Origin of the sequence: Spirosoma oryzicola (genome assembly GCF_021233055.1) — a bacterium.
GTDB classification, from domain to species: Bacteria; Bacteroidota; Bacteroidia; order Cytophagales; family Spirosomataceae; genus Spirosoma; species Spirosoma oryzicola.
Genome location: NZ_CP089540.1, coordinates 192,611 through 211,706 on the forward strand (window position 1 = coordinate 192,611; position 19,096 = coordinate 211,706).

Annotated in this window: 14 protein-coding genes; 4 read left to right on the forward strand and 10 right to left on the reverse strand. The window is 45.3% G+C overall.

Annotated features, from left to right (window positions below; genetic code table 11):
• Positions 1 to 6: 6 nt before the first annotated feature.
• The 8 genes from LQ777_RS26105 to LQ777_RS26140 form a co-directional block, all read right to left on the reverse strand.
• Entirely contained in the window at positions 7 to 882 is an 876-nt protein-coding gene (locus LQ777_RS26105) for an ABC transporter permease (RefSeq protein ID WP_232563215.1), read from the reverse strand.
• A complete protein-coding gene (locus tag LQ777_RS26110) occupies positions 860 to 1,837 on the reverse strand; it encodes a Gfo/Idh/MocA family oxidoreductase (RefSeq protein ID WP_232563216.1) in 978 nt (325 codons plus the stop codon). The genes LQ777_RS26105 and LQ777_RS26110 overlap by 23 nt, the downstream gene beginning before the upstream one ends.
• Positions 1,838 to 1,882: 45 nt before the next feature.
• Positions 1,883 to 2,509, reverse strand: coding sequence for an acyltransferase (locus tag LQ777_RS26115; RefSeq protein ID WP_232563217.1), 627 nt, complete (start codon positions 2,507 to 2,509; stop codon positions 1,883 to 1,885).
• A complete protein-coding gene (locus LQ777_RS26120; RefSeq protein ID WP_232563218.1) occupies positions 2,460 to 3,602 on the reverse strand; it encodes a DegT/DnrJ/EryC1/StrS family aminotransferase in 1,143 nt (380 codons plus the stop codon). The genes LQ777_RS26115 and LQ777_RS26120 overlap by 50 nt, the downstream gene beginning before the upstream one ends.
• Positions 3,603 to 3,623: 21 nt before the next feature.
• The gene (locus LQ777_RS26125) at positions 3,624 to 4,730 is read right to left on the reverse strand and encodes a sugar transferase (protein WP_232563219.1); all 1,107 of its coding nucleotides are present in this window, start codon (positions 4,728 to 4,730) and stop codon (positions 3,624 to 3,626) included.
• Between the two features lie 72 nt (positions 4,731 to 4,802).
• Positions 4,803 to 6,074, reverse strand: coding sequence for a nucleotide sugar dehydrogenase (locus tag LQ777_RS26130; RefSeq protein ID WP_232563220.1), 1,272 nt, complete (start codon positions 6,072 to 6,074; stop codon positions 4,803 to 4,805).
• Positions 6,075 to 6,105: 31 nt separating this feature from the next.
• The gene (locus tag LQ777_RS26135; RefSeq protein ID WP_232563221.1) at positions 6,106 to 8,463 is read right to left on the reverse strand and encodes a GumC family protein; all 2,358 of its coding nucleotides are present in this window, start codon (positions 8,461 to 8,463) and stop codon (positions 6,106 to 6,108) included.
• A gap of 79 nt (positions 8,464 to 8,542) precedes the next feature.
• Entirely contained in the window at positions 8,543 to 9,409 is an 867-nt protein-coding gene (locus LQ777_RS26140) for a polysaccharide biosynthesis/export family protein (RefSeq protein ID WP_232563222.1), read from the reverse strand.
• A 1,779-nt stretch (positions 9,410 to 11,188) separates the two neighbouring features.
• Here LQ777_RS26140 and LQ777_RS26145 point away from each other — a divergent pair.
• From LQ777_RS26145 to LQ777_RS26155, 3 genes are all read left to right on the forward strand, one after another.
• Positions 11,189 to 12,376 carry an MFS transporter gene (locus LQ777_RS26145; RefSeq protein WP_232563223.1) on the forward strand — a complete coding sequence of 396 codons (1,188 nt, stop codon included), beginning with the start codon at positions 11,189 to 11,191 and terminating at the stop codon, positions 12,374 to 12,376.
• A 163-nt stretch (positions 12,377 to 12,539) separates the two neighbouring features.
• Entirely contained in the window at positions 12,540 to 13,373 is an 834-nt protein-coding gene (locus tag LQ777_RS26150; protein ID WP_232563224.1) for an SDR family NAD(P)-dependent oxidoreductase, read from the forward strand.
• Between the two features lie 44 nt (positions 13,374 to 13,417).
• Positions 13,418 to 14,332: a helix-turn-helix domain-containing protein gene (locus tag LQ777_RS26155; RefSeq protein ID WP_232563225.1), complete on the forward strand. Its 915-nt coding sequence runs from the start codon at positions 13,418 to 13,420 to the stop codon at positions 14,330 to 14,332.
• 101 nt (positions 14,333 to 14,433) lie between these two features.
• On the opposite strand, the gene LQ777_RS26160 is transcribed toward LQ777_RS26155, so the two are convergent.
• Positions 14,434 to 17,049, reverse strand: coding sequence for an MGH1-like glycoside hydrolase domain-containing protein (locus LQ777_RS26160; RefSeq protein ID WP_232563226.1), 2,616 nt, complete (start codon positions 17,047 to 17,049; stop codon positions 14,434 to 14,436).
• A gap of 50 nt (positions 17,050 to 17,099) precedes the next feature.
• Positions 17,100 to 18,071 carry a TIGR03885 family FMN-dependent LLM class oxidoreductase gene (locus LQ777_RS26165; RefSeq protein WP_232563227.1) on the reverse strand — a complete coding sequence of 324 codons (972 nt, stop codon included), beginning with the start codon at positions 18,069 to 18,071 and terminating at the stop codon, positions 17,100 to 17,102.
• 482 nt (positions 18,072 to 18,553) lie between these two features.
• Between LQ777_RS26165 and LQ777_RS26170 the strand changes: the two genes are divergently transcribed.
• Positions 18,554 to 18,988: a hypothetical protein gene (locus LQ777_RS26170; RefSeq protein WP_232563228.1), complete on the forward strand. Its 435-nt coding sequence runs from the start codon at positions 18,554 to 18,556 to the stop codon at positions 18,986 to 18,988.
• The last annotated feature ends 108 nt before the right edge of the window (positions 18,989 to 19,096 follow it).

Genomic DNA, 19,096 nt, shown 5'->3' on the forward strand with positions numbered 1-19,096 from the left:
TCAGCCTTATACGACATCCATGAAATTTTTCTCAGTTCGATTAAATACCATCAGTCCGAGTAGAAAAGAGATTACGGTAAAACCAATGGAGTAACCGAGTGAGCCCCAGGAAAACGTTCCGGTCCCAAAAAAGCCGTATTTAAACGTTTCAATGACTCCAGTCATTGGATTGATCAGCATGAGGAGCCTGTATTTTTCAGGAATAGCCGATAAGGGAATAATAACTGGTGTTGCATACATCAGCAATTGCACGCCAAATTCTACCAAGTATTGCAGATCGCGGTAACGGGTCGTCATGGCCGAAACCAGCATCCCTAAACCCAGACCCATTGCGCCCATGATCACAATAAGTAGGGGCAACAACAACAGGACTCTGTTGGGTTGTAACGGACTGCCATCAGATGCGTAGAATGCATAGATCAGAAGGAACAACAAAAGACCAATACCGAATTGAATCAGGTTACTGATCACAATGGATAAGGGGGTTACGGCTCTCGGAAAGTATACCTTTCCGAAGAGAGATGCATTGGCTGTAAACGTATTCGAAGTGGTTCGTAAACAGTTAGAAAAGTAGTTCCAAGCTGTTATTCCCGCCAGGTAGAACAAAATCGGGGGAACACCATCGGTCGAAAGGTTAGCCATACCGCCAAAAACGATAGCTAAAACAGCCGTCTGAAAAATGGGCTGAATGAAAAACCAAATAGGTCCTAAAATCGTCTGCTTGTATTTCGCCACGAAATCGCGTCGGACGAACAGCAACAGCAGATCACGGTATTGCCAGATTTCAGCCAAACGCAAGTCGAGTAAGCTGCGCTGGGGCGTAATGGAATGAGCGTAAACTGGTTTATCAGCGTTCATATCAGCCATTGATTGCCGCATCATAGCCGACTAGCAAACGTTGTTTACGCGCCATCGGATGGTAATCACTGCTTAACCGGGCAAGACTGGCATTCCGGATGTTATGTACGATATCAATGGAAGGGTAAGCTTCGGCCAATCCAAAGCCTTTTCCCGCCAGAATATTTTCATAACTCTTCGTATGTAGATCCGTAAATCCGTCGCTAAATTCGATTTCTTCACCTTCCAGTTGGAGCGAACGAAACGTGCTTTTATTGGCAACTTTCACGGCTTCGGGCAGGTTATCGTAGTCGGTGCTCAGAAACCAGCGAACCCGTGCTTTAGCCAGCTCTAGATACCCAGCGGCCGTGTTTTCCTCGTGAACGTGAACACGGTTTAATTTAACCGGCCCAAAAATCCACGTAAGCATGTCAAAAAAATGCACCCCAATGTTGGTAGCTATACCGCCCGATTTTGCCGGATCTCCTTTCCAGCTAATGTTGTACCATTTGCCACGACAGGTTATGTAAGCCAAATCCAGATCATATATCTTGTCGGCTGGTCCGTTACACACCCGTTCTTTGAGCGCTATGATGCTTGGGTGCAACCGCAATTGCAGAATGTTATTGACCTGCTTGCCAGTTTCGGCTTCCATTTCGGCCAGTCCATCAATGTTCCACGGATTTAATACCAACGGTTTTTCACAAATAACGTTAGCTCCGTTTCTTAGCCCAAACCGGATATGTGCATCGTGCAGGTAGTTAGGACTGCAAATACTCATGAAATCAACCCCTTGACCCGATCTGTGTAGTTTATCAATGTGCCTGTCGAATCGTTCGAATTCGGTAAAAAACTCAGCTGCTGGAAAATAACTATCCATGATGCCGACCGAATCAAACTTATCGAAGGCTGTAACCAGTTGATTGCCAGTATCCTTGATGGCTTTGAGATGGCGGGGAGCAATAAAGCCTGCCGCACCAATCAGGGCAAAAGTGTGCATAGAGGAAGACAATTAGCCGTAATCAATGAAAACTGTTTGTATTAATTAGATCGGATGGACAAGTCCGTTTGTTAACGCATAGCTTATTGCACTTTCGGGGCAGGTAGCTCGGCCGTCTGGGTCGAAAGTGAGTCGATGACCATATTCGCTTACCCAGCCTACCTGCCGGGCAGGATTCCCAACGACCAACGCGTAAGGCGGCACATCTTTGGTTACGACTGCTCCTGCTCCCACAAAAGCGTATTCACCAATGGTATGACCGCAGACGATGGTAGCATTTGCGCCAATACTCGCGCCTTTGCCAACGTGCGTTTTCAGGTATTGCCCCCGTCGGTTGATAGCGCTGCGGGGGTTATTTACGTTGGTAAATACCATGGACGGTCCAAGAAATACATCGTCGTCGCAGGTAACTCCCGTGTATATGGATACGTTATTCTGAACCTTCACATTCCGGCCAAGCACTACCTGCGGTGAAATCACGACATTCTGTCCAATGTTACAATCTGCACCAATGATACAACCGGACATAATGTGGCAGAAGTGCCATACTTTGGTGCCTTCGCCAAGCTGACAACCCTCATCAACAACAGCCGTTGGATGGATCAATACAGCATTTACAGGCTCAGTTGAAGTAGGTAGTGACTGACTCAGTAATGTATTGGATTTGTTCATTCGATAACTCCGTGTGGATTGGTAATGAAATCACTTGCTTGCACAACTCTTCTGTTACGGACAATTCGCCGACCACCCGACCTAACCCCTGATACGCTTTCTGCTTGTGCAGCGGCATGGGATAATAGATCATGCTTGGAATTTTCCGATCATCTAAATAAGCTTTTAGTTCATCGCGTTCTGCTGCCGGTACCTTGAGCGTATATTGGTTAAAAACGTGCGTCGAGCCAAGCATCCGGTAAGGAATTTCTATTGCTGTAATGCCGCTAAAAACGGCATCATACATGTCGGCAACCTGCTGACGGTATAGTGTATACGTTGAAAGAAATTTCAGCTTTTCGAGTAAAATGGCCGCCTGAATTGAATCGAGTCTGGAGTTGATGCCGATAGCATCGTGTTCGTACTTTTTAGCCTGACCATGATTGGCAATCATTCTAACGTGGCTGGCAATTGTGTCATTGTTTGTAAACACCGCTCCCCCATCGCCGAAGCACCCCAGATTTTTCGAGGGAAAAAAGGATGTTGTTCCGAGCGTACCCATTGCCCCCGCCGAAACCGTGTTGCCATTTGTGTAGGAATAGGTAGCACCAATCGCCTGAGCGGCATCCTCGATCACAAACAGATCGTAAGCAGAACACAAATCGGAGATTCGTTCCATGTCAGCGCACTGACCAAACAGATGCACAGGAACGACAGCTTTTGTTTTCTGACTTATTGCCTGTTCAATTGCTGACGGACAAATTGTGAACGTTTTGGGATCTACATCAACCATGACCGGTTGCAGCCGCAACAAAGCAATCACCTCAGCAGTTGCCACATACGTGAACGACGGCACAATCACTTCGTCGCCGGGTTGAAGATTTAAAGCCATCATGGCTACCTGTAAGGCATCGGTACCATTGGCGCAGGCTACTACGTTCCCAATAGTTAGGTAGTGTCCTAACTGTTGTTCAAACGCGCTTACCTGTGGCCCTTTGATAAAAGCCGCTGAATTAACGCACTCCTGAATGGCCTCATCAATGGCGGGCTTAATTTTCAGATACTGATTTTTCAGATCAACCATCTGAATAGACTCCACGGAACTGGTCAGCATGGGCATTGGTTCGTTACTTCGTTATTTACTGCGCGCTTTATGAATGACTATGTTTTTCATAATCTTCAGCAAATACGTTAAATCAGTTGCGACAGGATCACGTTCATAACGGGTGAGGTAGTTCACCTCTGATTGCACAATCTGCTCGAACGTTGTCGGTAGATCGGCATAATACGGAGGGAGCAGACCTGGCTTATGCTGACGCCGGAGTTGCTGGGCGGCTTCCGGGTACAGGCTAAAATAATGTTCGCTGATAGGCCGTACACCCAATAATTTAATGTCGCCTTTGAGCAGATTGATTAGCATGGGCAGTTCGTCAATCCAATACTTGCGTATCAGACGACCTCCCGTGCTGACTCGAAAATCGTTTTTAAATTTTCCGCCAAGATCAATGCCGTTGGTTTTGTGAAGATATTCCTGAACGTACTCCGCGTACGGATGCATGGACCGAAACTTGTACACGGTAATTGGTTTTCCGTGTTTGCCGATCCGCTGCATACGAAACAGACACCCTTCGTTCGATTCGGCTTTCGACTCACTTGGATTGTTTAGCGGGTTGATTTTGGCAACGAACAGTGTCTCGTCGACGGTTTCAATAATATCAACAAGCTCAAAACCATTGTACATCAAACGTCCTATGATCTCCGCTTTCGACATATCGACGGGTGCGTTAAGCAAGCGACAAATCTTTCGAAACCCTTTGAGTTTAGGCAACGCCCGCCTGACCAGGAAATGTACGCCATAGTATCCATAAAACGACACACCCGACAATCGTTGCTGAATACAGGCTTTTATGTTTTCGGCCGTTGTCACCCGAAAAGCAAAGTAACTATCACTCGCCAATGTTCTGCGTACCTGCCCGAAAAGCCAGTTAGGCCCATGTGCCTTGAGCAGCATCTCATCGATGTACAGGTTTTGTATGGTTGGCTGGAGCTTATTTTGGTGCACCTCCTCCAAACAAACAAACTGCCATGACTCCTGCCGTGCATACCGGTTCAATACCGCTGGTATTTGCCTGTGTAACAGATGTCGATCAGTTGTCGTAACAGTGATCGGTAACGAAATTAATGGGGGTTGGGGAGCGCCACCCGAATAACGTTCTGGTAGAATAGCTTCATTAACAGACATTTTGGTGCGGGTATAGGTGCAAAAAAGAAGAGTGCTGTATGACATGCCAAGGCATCCTGTGCCTGTACATGTTTATAGCCGAATATCGACGTAGCTTCTATCTGCAATCGATTTGACATCAAAAAGAACAGACTTTTCGTCTTTTTTGAGGCCATTTATGTCTAACTCCATAAACTGCTTGTGCGCAACCGCCAGTATAATTCCATCGTACCGGCGACTGCCTATCTGCTCTAGGAGGTCTATTCCGTGTTCATGTTTCACGGCTTCGGGACTAGCCCAGGGGTCATACACATCTACCTGAATGCCAAAATCAGTAAGCTCATAATAAATGTCGGTCACCTTAGTATTACGCGTATCAGGACAGTTCTCTTTAAACGTAAAGCCCAGCACCAGAATCCGGCTTCGCTGAATTTGTAGCCCGTTGGCTATAAGTTTCTTCAGGATCTTCTTCGCGACGAATACCCCCATACTATCGTTGACCAACCGTCCGGATGCAATTACTTGTGGATAGTAGCCCAGGCTCTGCGCTTTGTGAACGAGGTAGTACGGATCAACCCCGATGCAGTGGCCGCCCACTAGCCCCGGCCTGAATTTCAAGAAATTCCATTTGGTACTGGCAGCATCGAGCACGTCATTGGTATCGATCCCCATCCGGTCGAACATGAGAGCGAGTTCGTTCACAAAAGAGATGTTAAGATCGCGCTGCGCGTTTTCGATGGCTTTTGCCGCTTCAGCAACTTTGATAGATGGTGCCTTGTACGTGCCGGCTACAATAATAGAACTATAAAGCTGGTTAATAAACTCGCCCGCTTTTGCGGTTGATCCAGATGTGATTTTAGGAATACGAGTGAGCGTTTGTTCCTTATCGCCGGGATTAATGCGCTCGGGAGAATAGCCACAAAAGAAGTCCTGATTGTAAGTCAGTTTACTGCATTTTTCCAATATGGGCACACAATCTTCTTCGGTACAGCCCGGATAAACGGTCGATTCATAGATCACCGTATCGCCGGGTTTAAGTAGTTTGCCAACGTCAGCCGATGCTTTGAGCAGGTAACTCAGGTCGGGCTTTTTGAAGTTATCGACGGGTGTTGGAACGGTGATAATAAAGACCGTACAGGAACGCAACCTATTGATGTCGGTGGTAAAACAAAGCTGTCGCGAAACGGCAATCTGTTCCTCACTTATTTCCAGCGTACGATCATGACCGGTCATCAACTGGTTAACACGTTCCGGGTTAATGTCAAAACCGATAACCGGGTACTTTTTACCGAATTCGACTGCCAGCGGTAAGCCAACGTATCCCAGCCCTATAACGGCAATTGATACTTCTTCTAAAGGGGCCATACTATGTTGGAAATGGACAAATGGCGTGAACTTACAGGCGAGCTGGCAGGCGTCTCAACCAACCTTTACTTCTGGTATCCTCCTTGTAATAACCGTTACTACCGTGTCCGTACCCGTATCTGTGATCGGACGAATGCTTGTAGTCAACGGCATTGAAAACAACATGTAACGATTTGAAAATACCTTGTTTGTGTAAGTCATTAAGGTTTTTCAGGTAGAACCTTGGCGTTACTTTGTGCCGGACAATGTAGAAACAGATGTCCACAAAAGGAGCGAGTAACGTGGCATCGGTAACTAACCCAACGGGGGCGGTATCAATCAAAATGTAATCGAACGAGCGCTGTAACGAATGTATCAACTCGTCAACTCTGCCATTAGCAATCAGTTCCGACGGATTCGTCGGTGTGTATCCACTGGGGATAATGTATAAATTAGGTGTGTTTGTGTCGAGGATAATATCCTCAATTTCCAGTTCGCCAACCAGATAGGACGAGATACCAGCGGTGTTTGTTGTGCCGGGATAGTCGTCTGTTTTTGGCTTGCGCAAGTCAAGTCCGAGTATGACTACTTTCTTGTTTAACATTGCCAGAGAAGCGGCCAGGTTAAGCGTAATAAAACTTTTGCCTTCACCACAGGTTGAAGAAGTAATTAGCACAGTCCGCCCCGATCCTTTTTTTGTGTTTAAAAACAGATAGTGCAGGTTGGAACGAAGCATTCTGATTTGTTCACTCATCAGGCTACGAGCGTGGGCATCGACAACCTCTTTTCCTTTACCTTTCGGCTTCGAACTGATCTCGGCAAAAATGGGCAATCCAGTTTTACGTTCAACCTCCTGCTTCGACTGTATACTACTGGTCAATAAATCGTTCAACGTGATAAAAGCAATCGGAATAGCGAACCCCAGCAGTAACGCCATCAGATAAATGTTTTTTGTTTTGGGCTTAATTGGTTCACCGGTCGAATAGGGGGCGTCTACAATGCGGCTGTCGGCTACGGCTGATGCGTAGTGGATTGCCGTTTGTTCGCGTGTTTTCAGCAGGAGCAGATACAGGTTTTCTTTAATGTTGGCCTGCCGCTTGATTCCAACAAGTTCACGCTCTTTTTGGGGTATAGCCGCAATAGCTCCTTCCAGCCGGTTATTGAGATTAATCAAACCACGCCTATTTGCGTTCAGACCGCGTTTTCGGTTGCTGAGGTTATCCCGAACCGCTTGCTTTACAGTGTGCATCTGGTTATTAATTGATTCCAGATACGGATTACCCGGCTGAACCGTTTGGGCTAATTTACTACGCTCGGCTTCCAGATGGGCTAGCTGTTCAATGTACGATTTTAGAACGGGATCGTTAAAACCCATCATTATACCCGGAGCCACAACGCCCACTTGCGCACTGTTGAGATACCCTTCAACGCCGTCCAGCACGTTTACCTGAATCTCTAACTCATTCAGTTTAGAGTCGTTTTCCTTTACTTTGTTTAGTAAAAGATTCGTTTCAGAACTTAAGTCTGTGATGCCTTTGACTCGTCGATAGTGCTCGATGTTATGTTCGACTCCGCCTAATTCAGCTGTTACAAGTTTCAGACGTTCTTCAATAAAACTCAGCGTACTGGCAGCCTCCCGCTTTTTGTCGGCCAGCGATGCAACGGTATATACATCCACCAATCTGGACAATATCGCTTTACCTTTGGCGGGTATGGTGGTCTCCAGACTCAACGAAATAAGGCTACTCTCGTAATTCAGTAATGTGATTTGAAGCTGGTTCGTCAGGTTATTGATCAGCGCATCTCGGTTCTGAAAAACAACTTTTACGATTGTAAGGTGAGCTTTAGCTAAACTATCGTTATTATTAATTTTGAACTTGCCGTACTTGGTTTCTACCAACTGATTGAAGGCAAACCGACCCAGGTTATTTCGTTCACGATCAAAGAGCGTGTATTCGTTCGCTGAGTCTAGTTGGATTAGCAATGGATTACTATAAGCAAAATCGGTTAGTCTGGTATCGCTTAACAGAACAGGAGATTCGTTAAACAGCTCGCTATCACGCAGATTTCCTTCTCGCCAGTAGGTTACACCTAATTTAAGACTATCAACTACGTTACCAAGCAAAACCCGCGATTTCAGCTTTTCTATTTCGTTCTCCACCAGTTTGCTGGAGCTTTCCATGTCCAGTTTTTCCAGTACATCGCTGTTTACCTTTTTGGTGTCTTTAATCAGCAACGTAGCATTAACCTCATAAACTGGCGTGTAAAACTTCAGATAAAAATAAGCACACCCTAAGCTGATCACCATTGACACCAGAATTAAATACCAGTATCTCAGGTATTTAAAAGCGTAGTCGAGAATGCTAGTGTCCTCCTGGTCGTCAATAAAAGCCTGATCGTCTTGACTCATATACAATCCGAACCCAACTAGGCAATTTGGCCCAGATAAGTTAATCTGCCAGGTTTAATAAAGAAACGCCAACGTATGTTTATCGTGAAAACAGATAAACCACTGTCACAAGGGTTGTGACAAAAGTGAGGTAGAAGGGAGCGCGCTGTACAAACAGACTTGGCTGCTTCTGCGGTGGCTGTGACTCTGGTATTGTCTTCTGTTTTGTCGGCTCCACATAAATAATATCGTCGTTTTGCACGTAGAAGTAAGGTGACGAAAAAACATCCCGATTACGCAGACTCACCAGTCCAATTTCGCGTCGATTAGCAACGCTACGAATAACTTTGACACTATCTCGTTTACCGAAGATGGTCAAATCGCCGGCTGCCGTAATCGCTTCAATAATTGTAGTATGATCGTTCAGCAGGTTAAACGTCCCTACCCGGCTCACTTCGCCCAATACGGTAAATTTATGATTTACAAACCGGATGCTCACCGCCGGACTCTTAATGGTTTTCCCAACTTCTACACGAATTTTTTCTTCTGCCTGCGGAATCGTTAACCCGTCCAGTTTTTGTTTGCCCAGTAAAGGAATTGATACGTACCCCAGCGAATCGACTGGATACCCCAGCGGCTGACCACTAGCTCCACTTGATGCTCCCCCAGGTGTAAAACTGGCGACTGGCAGTGAACTAATGTTGTATGCATTCATAATCTCATTCAAATCCTTATTCAGACTACTGATTATAATTCCGAGGATATCGCCCACCTGTATCCGTGATACATGTGGTGCAATCGTCTGAATGTTTGCTGGAAACAACGAGTCTTTACTTTGAAAATATTCAAGTTTAGCAGGCGGTACAACAGGCTTTACGACCGCGCATGAACCTAAAAGAAAAGTAGCAATACAGACTAAAAAAAAACCAGTAGCAGCCCTAAAAATAGCCACAAAACTTGCAATCATAAATGAATAGAGATCGAGTGAAACCCTTATATGATAAGTCAAAAAAGACGTTCACATGTACTGTTTTTGGTATGGCTCCGCCACTTCAGTCCCATACGAAGACTTCCACTCAAAAATTTCCAAAATCGAAGTGATTTTTTACTGGCGAGATCATATTGGATCTCTGAAACTTTTCTATCCGTCAGTCTTTGTTTCGGTAAGTACAAGGACTATTCAAAGCATCAGTTTCTACCGTCTGCGAAACAGTAAACAAATGTAAAATGAAAATAATTATAATAAAAAATCGTAGAATTCCACTTTATTAACCGGTGCATAAATGCAAGTTGATGCCTACAACTGAAGTAAACTATTCCTTCATCGGTGAGAAAACATAAACATTCACATGAACATAATCCCATCAGAATAATAATATATAATTGAGTGTTTGTGTACAAGTTCAGGTATTTAATTTTCTAGTGTTGAACGTAAAAATTATTTTAAACTATACTTAATTTTCTACACTAGCCCCTAGGTGCAATTTATCTACACAACTGTTTAGTGTCAACACATAAATTATTATTGTCTTTTAATGGACGGTAACCTACTATCTTCAATAACTGTCCACATACATACCAGACGTACTCAAACGTGAATTTTTGTTTAATATTTTTCGCTATCATATACTCTGTGATTAATAAATGCGTAAGTTATTTATTCAAAAGGATTATACGTAGAAGCTGCTTTAAGTGCCCTACCAGACAAACTTTTAAAGAATAAACCTTTTGTTAATCAGTTGATTATAATTAAAACTTTATTTTCACAACTTTCTCACTGCATTACTATTTCTACACTTTCTATACGTATTGTTAGCTATTTCTCATAACAGTATCTTTTCGGCTCTTAAAGCCGTATTTATTCTCTAAAAAATTGTGGAGTTAGCAAAATATGCTATCTGGTTCCGAAACATGGTCTATAAACGGCTATATAGAACTAAAACAAATAAAAAATATAACACTGTTTTTTGATCAACAAGCTGCTCAATGAAAATCAATAATTTTTTAACGAGTAGCCAAATAAAACTGAATATTTCATATGATTGCTTTACCGTTTATTGCTGATATTTAAGCTCTCATTTTTAGTATATCTATAAAGTGTCTTAACTTTTAATTATTAACAATAACAGTCAGTAAGAGATATTACCTTTATTTAGCGAGTCATTACTTTGAAAAAACAAATTCTTATTTTAAAAATCAAAACGTTATACATATCCAATCGATAGTAATTGATTAATATCTAACTATGCAAAAAAATCCTATATATAAATACGGTGTGGAATACTTATTACTATCAGTCTATCTTTCACAATTCAACTTTTTAACTAGTTCTATACTACCTATTTTACTCTTAGCTTAAACTAAGAAAGCTATTTTTAATAATTCATAAATTGATGCACAAATTCAGTATAGGAATCAAATAATTATAAAAGCAAAGTTGGAATTACGCTAGTAAGTTATTTAACTGAACTTTTTGCGAGTTTACTATAGGCAGTAATAGTTCTATCATTATTTCATAGATAAGTAAGACCTGACCGCACGATCTGCCAGCATACGAATTACCGGCTAAAATAAGGGACTTCGTACAACGGTAAATGAAGACATACCTAATTTATCAATAGCCACGAGTACTTGGTACTGAAGTATGAATAATTTCTTACAAGGTGACAACACCAGAGTACAAATGCTAAATTAGCGCACTCGTTTTCGACGTTCAGGGTATAAACCCATTTGATTTTATTGCTTCATGAGTGTAGCTACACAACCAGGACAAGTACTTAAGGCACGCTTGGCCACCCAACTGATTTTTCTTGTCTGCGGACTAGGCATGTCCAGTTGGGCGCCAATGGTTCCGTTTGCCAAAGATCGCTTAGGTCTAAATGACGCTAATTTAGGTTTGTTATTACTGCTCCTGGGTGGTGGATCCATGCTGATGATGCCCACGTCGGGTTGGCTGGTTGCTCGCCTGGGCAGCCGTACTGTTATGGCTGGTGCGGCACTGGTGATGGCGGTCGCCTTACCCCTACTGGTTATTCTTTCCTCCACGATAGGCATGGCTATAACACTGTTTATATTCGGAGCAAGTATCGGCGCTATTGATGTGGCGATGAATGCTCATGGTGTACAAGTGCAGAACCTCTACGGTAAGCCGATTATGTCGTCATTACACGGCTTATTCAGCGTGGGCGGCTTATTGGGTTCGCTGTGCTTAGGCTTTTTGATTAAGCTCGGACTAAACCCCGTTTATGCCGCAACGAGTATTGCCGCGCTGATGATACTTATTACGCTGACGCAATACAAGTCTCTTTTTCCTTTAAAAGTAGAACAACAGGCGATTGCCCATTTTTCGGCTGCCGATGAGATGCCAACAACCACTAACCAGCGGATGGGTTGGTTAGACAATCGGGTTATTTTTTTGGGGTTGATGTGTTTTGCCGTTTTTCTGGCCGAAGGAGCTGTTCTTGATTGGAGTGCAATCTTTCTGAGGGATACCAAAGGCATTGAGCCGGAGTTAGCGGGCGTTGGCTACTCGGCCTTTTCGGTTGCCATGGCAACGATGCGTTTGGTCGGTGATCGGCTGGTAGCCCGTCTGAACAGTAGAACGGTTGTGGTCGGAGGTAGCTTGTTGGGAGCCGTGGGTTTGGGTATCGCGGTCTTGAGTCCCTGGATAGCTGGGGCGCTGATCGGCTTTATCCTGCTAGGCTTGGGTGCGGCTAATATTGTACCCGTATTTTTCAGCGAAGCAGGGAGGTTACCTGGTGTCTCGCCAACGGTGAGTTTACCTGCTATTACAACCATTGGGTATACAGGAATGCTGGCAGGTCCGGCTTTGCTGGGTTTTATCGCTCAACAGGCTTCGTTGAGTATTGCATTAGGCTTTATAACCTTGATTTTGTTGCTGGTAGCACTGAGTTATAGCCTGAAAAAAAGCTGAGCCATTACTGCCACAGATTAATTGTAAGGATAGCTGTCTTCCAGAAGACAGCTATTTTTTATTGAAAGCTAGCCCGACTATGGCTACAACTAACATCATTTCGGCTACTCTTATGGATTGGAAACAGCGGAACTTTGCCCCGTAATCAAACTCTATCAAAATTATGAATCAGCCGAAAACCTGGTTTGTCACCGGTACCTCCAAGGGAATCGGATTCATGTTAGTCAAAGAGCTATTGCAGGCGGGCCACAACGTGATCGCTACAACGCGCCAACCAGACACTTTACTTGATGCACTGGGAGGCCCTCACGAACACCTGTTGGCTTTGCCCGTAGACTTGTCGAACGAAGCTAGCGTAAAAAGCGCTGTTCAGCAGGCGATTGACCGCTTTGGCCGCTTGGATATCGTGATCAACAACGCTGGATATGCTTTGCTGGGTAGCCTCGAAGAAGTGACCGATGAAGAATTTCGTCAATCAATGGATATCAATTTGTTTGGCGCGATCAACGTAATACGCGCTGTGATTCCACCTATGCGCAATCAGAACAGCGGGCATGTAATTAATATCTCGTCAAATGCAGGCTATGTCGGCTATGGCAATGCGGGTGCTTACAATGCGGCTAAGTTTGCCTTGATCGGTATCTCGGAAGCGCTCGCGCTGGAAACTCAACCGTTCGGTATAAAGGTGACGGTTGTCGCACCGGGTCAGTTCAGAACCAACTTTATGGACAAAGGCTCTATGCAGTTTGCCAAAAACAGGATAGCAGCTTATGAACTCGACAAAGCCGAGCAACTATGGAATGATTTTAGTGGACAGCAGGCGGGGGACCCTCTGAAACTCGTAACCATTTTGATGGAGTTAGTCAATCATCCGGCCCCACCCCTGCATCTACTGCTAGGGCCTGATACGTACGAGTTAATCCAGACCCATCGCCAGCGCGAAAAAGAAGAGTTTGATGCCTGGAAAACCGTAAGTTTATCGACAAATTTTGATTAAGGTCAGGCTCTACATTAGGTTTTAAACGATTTGTAACTCAACCGATGGCTTCTCCTTATTTCATCCAATCCATTTCCCAGTTGCATCAGCTACTTCGTATCGACAAACCGGATAACCCTCTAGTTAGCGTCATTGACTTTTCTCAAATAACCTGTTTCTCCGACGAGCAGCTACGTAGTGTGATATACAATTTCTATTGCATTGCCTTAAAGAAAAACTTTCAGGGAAAGATGCGATACGGTCAGAACACGTATGATTTTGACGAGGGTGTGATGACGTTCTTTGCACCGGGTCAGGTGGTTACCACCGAGATTGTTGATGACCTTCGCCTGACGGGGTGGTGGTTGGTGATGCACCCTGATTTTGTGCAGGATGCTCCGCTTGCCCGGAAAATTAAAACGTACGATTACTTTTCTTATGCGGTCCACGAAGCATTGCATCTCTCGGCAAAGGAAGAAACCATTCTGGACTTTATTGTGAGTACAATCAAACAGGAAATCGGTGCGGCCATCGACACGTATTCGTATGATATCATTAGCTCACAGATTCAGGTATTGCTTGATTACTGCGCCCGCTTTTATAACCGTCAGTTTATCAGCCGTAAGCTTGTCAACAAGACCTCATTGGCGCGATTCGACGACGCATTGAATCGCTATGTGAACAGCGCGCTATTAGCGGAATCGGGACCACCCTCGGTCCAGTATCTGGCGGATCAACTAGCCATGTCCCCGTCCTACCTGAGCAGTATGTTACGCTCTCTTACGGGGCAAAACGCGCAACAGCATATTCATAACCGCCTGATTGAGAAAGCAAAGGAATTGCTAATCACTACGGAGCTGACTGTTAGCGAGGTAGCCTACTTACTAGGTTTTGCCCATGCTCAATCGTTCAACAAGTTATTCAAGAATAAAACCCGGCAATCACCGCTTCGCTTTCGTAGTGTGCACCGACTTCATTGACAGACGTAGCCCTATTTTCAGCCATCTGCCTTCTTTTTTGATCAACAAAGACGCCCACACCGGTTGACTGGTGTGGGCGTCAGAATTATCCGGCTTACTTACTACAAACGAGTCACGAGCGCCGTCCATCCCGTCTGGTGGCTCGCCCCTAAGCCACGGGACGTGTCGCCATCGAAATGCTCATAGAACAAGATCAGATCCTTGAAATGCGGGTCCGTCGCATAAATGGTGTCGGTGCCGTGGCACGGACGTTCTCCTTTCTCATTCGGTCGGAACGCATGCCATAGCCGCTTCGACAGAAATGCAGCTGCATCATTTAGCGTACCTTTGTTATCGCTCCCTGACGGTAAAGCCACCTGTACACGATCACCGTAGTAATTACCGAATTCCTGTAAGGCCCCTACGATGAAGAAATTAAGCGGATACCAGACCGGCCCGCGCCAATTCGAGTTACCACCGAACATCTTCGTATCCGACTCGCCTGGCGTATAGTGAATTTCGTTTTCTTCTCCGGCAATTTCCATCGTAAATGGCTCTTCGTACACTTTCGACAGCGAACGGATTCCGCCCGGTGCCAGTAATTCAGCTTCCGAGAAAAGGAAACCACTAAGTCGTTCTAGCTGATTGGCAGATAACAGCCCGAAAAGAATACAGTCTTTCTCCGGATCTTCGTTGATGACGCAATAGCACGGATTTTCCGAGGGCGGATTTTTAAGATAGTCTTGTACTTTCTGGTAGAACGAAGGTAACGCCGAAGCTGTCTCGTGATCGAGTGTCATGACCGCAAACAAATTAGCCAGCCCGACTAAGGAGCGGAGCGGAATCGGAATTTTTTCACCGTCGGGCATGTGCAACACATCGTAGGTAAATCCGTTGTTGCTTTCCTCATCGTCGTCGTCGATCCACAGCGTCGCTACCCGCTGTAGCGCATTACTAATTCGAATGTAATGATCAAAGTAGTAACAGCTAAGTGGCTCGTAAACGTCGGGATCTTTCTGAGCTAGTTCAACGGCGATACGCATCATGTAAAGCGTATATGTAGCCATCCAGGCAGTAGCATCAGCCTGATCCAACGTTCCTCCGCCCGGTATTTCTTCGTTACGATCAAACAGGCTTATGTTGTCCAGCCCCAAAAAGCCACCCTGAAACAACCCATCTTCTTTTCCGCTCACCTGATTTGTCCACCATTCGTAGTTCGGACGCAGGCGATCAAACATGGTTATCAGGAAGTCGTAATCCTTTTTGTCCGTTAGTTCGCGCTCCCGGCGGTAGAAAAGCCAGCTAATGGCTGCTCGTAAGGGCGGATTGGCCGCTGAGAAATCCCACTCATAGGCTGGTAAGCGCCCATCAGGAGCCTGATACTGAGGATCGGCGTGCAGGTAAAGCTGGTGTTTGGCAAATTCAAGATCAATATCCTCGACGGCAATGGATTGAAACGCCTGATCCCAGGCCGCAAACCAAGGGTACTCCCACTTGTCGGGCATGATCATAATGTGCTCTGCGTTCAGGTGCTGCCAATCGGCATTACGCCCGTTCCAACGTTCGGCAGGTGGAATTGGGTGGCCGGGATCGCCCTCCAGCCAGCGACGTACATTGTAATGGTAATACTGTTTCGACCAGAGTAAACCCGCCCAGGCCTGGCGTTTGATTTGAGCGTCATCGGGCGTGTTGCCTTCGGTAAGCGGTGCATAAAATTCATCCGCTTCTTTCTTGCGCTCAGCAAAAATGGCGTCGAACTCGTCGTCTAATGATGCATCCGACTGCTGACTTAACCGCAAACAAACCGTTGTCGACTGTCCAGCGTCGAGTGTAAGCTTGTAGACTGGTGCGCATTTCGTACCTGTTGGTTGCTCATCAAACGGCGAAGTCTGTCCTGTGGTTATCGCATCGTGAAAAGCGTCTTTCACGAAAGGTGATTCGTTTTGGTTACCAAATACGCGCTCCTGGTTTGTTTCGTTTTCGGTAACCAAGATGGTATCGGTTGGGTGGAAGGTAAGTGTGTACGTTCCCAGACTTTCGTGCACAGCCCGCAGGTGACTTGCATCAACTTTTTCGATGGCTGGCTTTTGCGTTTCGGGATGAAACGACCACCGATTTCGAAACCACAGCGTAGGCAACAGGTACAATGTTGCTTCTTTGTCAGCCCGGTTGTGGATTGTCAAGCGAATCAGGATATCATCGGTATCTTTTTTAGCATATTCTACCTCTACGTCGAAATAAGCGCTGTCGTTGAAGATGCCCGTATCCAGTAGCTCAAACTCCCGCTCGGATTGATCACGCTTTGCATTTTCGTCAACGAGCTGATCATAGGGAAAAGCCGTCTGCGGATATTTGTATAACATCCGCATGTAACTGTGCGTCGGCGTATTATCCAGGTAGTAATACAATTCCTTTACGTCTTCCCCGTGATTACCCTGCTCGTTAGAAATGCCGAACATCCGTTCTTTCAGGTAAGGGTCCTGACCGTTCCAGAGCGAGAGTGCAAAACAAAGCGTTTGGGTTTCGTCGGATATTCCGCCAAGGCCATCTTCTCCCCAGCGGTATACCCGCATCCGGGCGTGCTCGTACGGAAAAGCATCCCAGGCTTCTCCTTCAGCCGTATAATCTTCCCGAACAGTTCCCCACTGCCGTTCAGAAAGGTAAGGTCCCCATTTGTACCAGTTTTCTTCTTTAGCCCATTGTCTCGATAATCGTTGTTTCTCCAGGTTGTTATCCATTCGTAAATTGTTGTTTTGGGGGTAATTCGTCGTTGAGTAAGGGGTACTAATTAATTGGTATGCTTAAAAACGTGGGGCAACACATGCGTACCAAAGTCGTCGATAAACGCCTGCTGTTCTAGATTGACATTATGTAACGATAGCTGTTCGAACCCTAGGGATTGGTATTCAAGCAGCCAGTCGACATATTGATTATGATCAGCTGACACGTGGACGAACTTTTCGACCGCAGCAACGTCAACCATTGATGCCGCATCATCAAAGTAGCTAGGCATCCGTAGTTCAGTCATTACACTATTGGGGAAAACATTGCCGCGCCACTGGTCATAAGCACCCTGTCGCGCTTGCTCCAAATCGGATGTATAAGAAAGCTGTACCTTGAGAAACATCGGTTTGCCTGATCCTCCACCTTGCCGAAAAGCGTCCACAACCTGTCGCAATTCGTCGATTGGCCGGGATGTTGTAATCAGGGCATCTGCCCAACTACCTACCCATTCGGCAGTTTTACTGGTGACGGCTGCTCCTACAATAAGCGGCTTAATCTGGGGGCGTGTGTACAGACGCGCGTCGTCAACGGTCACCAGGCCACGATGGGTAACCGTCTCGCCGTTCCACAGAGCCCTCATGATATCGACGCACTCTTTCAAGCGCGTATTCCGATCTGCTTTCGAAGGCCAGCGTTCTCCGTTTATGTGTTCGTTCAGGTACTGGCCCGTCCCGACGGCAATCCAGAAACGTTCGGGAAACATATCGGCCAAAGTAGCCGCGGCCTGTGCAATAATAGCCGGATTATAGCGCTGTCCGGGCGCATTGACTACGCCAAAAGACAACGACGTCGCCTGTAGAGCAGCGCCCAGCCAGCTCCAGGCAAAACCACTTTCACCCTGCTTATCACTCCAAGGATGAAAATGGTCAGAGCATGTTCCAGCTGTAAAACCGGCTTGCTCCGCCTGCTGGATGCGAGACAATAACTCGCTTGGTTTAAACTGTTCATGGGAAGCGTGATACCCAATTTTGATCATCTGATTTTAATGGAATTTTAATCAAAAGACCCTGATCAGTTAAAATGTTTTTAGATATGAGTAATTTCAATTAGCCGTGAAAGCAATCAGAAAGCGTTGCTAGGTAATTTGTTTGCGGAAATCAAGCTAATCGAACGCTGTCTGAATGAAGCATTTATAACCGGTGTCAAAACGTAACTTTTACGGCTATTTCAGTTAAGAAAAGGCTTTATTTTACTAATTGAGGCCATTCCCTGACGTATTATCGCCTTTTAGATCTTCACAGGGAAACGGAAGAAACAGGTCTTAGAGAAGCTATGAGTTTGTGATTACCGACTCGCTAGTAATAGTTTCCTTGTTTGTCGCGCATCATTCGCTTGTCCGCGTGAATAAGTTTAAATACTCATGTGAATAGCTCTTTTAAAAACCTATAGCATCTCAGTAGCAGTATTTTTAAATGCTTTATACGTTTTGAAAAGACAAGCTATAAAAACACATACGTTATGAGAACTTCCTTATTTTCATTGCTTGGTTTTTCTGGTTGTTTACTACTTAGCAGTGCCTGCCAGCAAGATAAACAGGTATCGGCCTGCACATATGCTCACCAGGTAACGATTGATTCTGAGTGTTATACCGGAAACGGTTTGAGACTAACAGCTACTGACTATGGCAATACACCTGACGGTTTTGAGTGGAACGTTATTGCGTTGAAAGACACCTCAGAAAGTTGGGGATGGACTCCTAAAGATGAAAAGATCATCATGACCGGACTCGACACGTTTACGATACCGGACAGCTTAGTCAGTAATTATGAAGGGTTAATCATCAAGGTAGCGACAAATTGCCAGGGCCAACTAAAACACTCGAAATACTACGGTCTAACGAAAACTAGTTCGACAACTGGAAACTGTACTATCTGGCGAGTGCGAACCAACTAAATAGCGTATACTTTCTAAATTGCTCATCTCCGTTTACAACCCTACTGCTCACTACTTTCTGCAGATATAAGTCAATACAGGCTGAGCCGGAAACGTCTGTAATGTCGT

Bases quoted from the DNA above. Each gene is read 5' to 3' on its own strand.
- LQ777_RS26170 (WP_232563228.1), top strand. From the start codon at position 18,554: ATGAGAACTTCCTTATTTTCATTGCTTGGTTTTTCTGGTTGTTTACTA.
- LQ777_RS26135 (WP_232563221.1), bottom strand. From the start codon at position 8,463: ATGAGTCAAGACGATCAGGCTTTTATTGACGACCAGGAGGACACTAGC.
- LQ777_RS26140 (WP_232563222.1), bottom strand. From the start codon at position 9,409: ATGATTGCAAGTTTTGTGGCTATTTTTAGGGCTGCTACTGGTTTTTTT.
- LQ777_RS26165 (WP_232563227.1), bottom strand. From the start codon at position 18,071: ATGATCAAAATTGGGTATCACGCTTCCCATGAACAGTTTAAACCAAGC.
- LQ777_RS26120 (WP_232563218.1), bottom strand. From the start codon at position 3,602: ATGCTGACCAGTTCCGTGGAGTCTATTCAGATGGTTGATCTGAAAAAT.
- LQ777_RS26125 (WP_232563219.1), bottom strand. From the start codon at position 4,730: ATGTCTGTTAATGAAGCTATTCTACCAGAACGTTATTCGGGTGGCGCT.
- LQ777_RS26155 (WP_232563225.1), top strand. From the start codon at position 13,418: ATGGCTTCTCCTTATTTCATCCAATCCATTTCCCAGTTGCATCAGCTA.
- LQ777_RS26130 (WP_232563220.1), bottom strand. From the start codon at position 6,074: ATGGCCCCTTTAGAAGAAGTATCAATTGCCGTTATAGGGCTGGGATAC.
- LQ777_RS26105 (WP_232563215.1), bottom strand. From the start codon at position 882: ATGATGCGGCAATCAATGGCTGATATGAACGCTGATAAACCAGTTTAC.
- LQ777_RS26150 (WP_232563224.1), top strand. From the start codon at position 12,540: ATGAATCAGCCGAAAACCTGGTTTGTCACCGGTACCTCCAAGGGAATC.
- LQ777_RS26160 (WP_232563226.1), bottom strand. From the start codon at position 17,049: ATGGATAACAACCTGGAGAAACAACGATTATCGAGACAATGGGCTAAA.
- LQ777_RS26115 (WP_232563217.1), bottom strand. From the start codon at position 2,509: ATGAACAAATCCAATACATTACTGAGTCAGTCACTACCTACTTCAACT.
- LQ777_RS26145 (WP_232563223.1), top strand. From the start codon at position 11,189: ATGAGTGTAGCTACACAACCAGGACAAGTACTTAAGGCACGCTTGGCC.
- LQ777_RS26110 (WP_232563216.1), bottom strand. From the start codon at position 1,837: ATGCACACTTTTGCCCTGATTGGTGCGGCAGGCTTTATTGCTCCCCGC.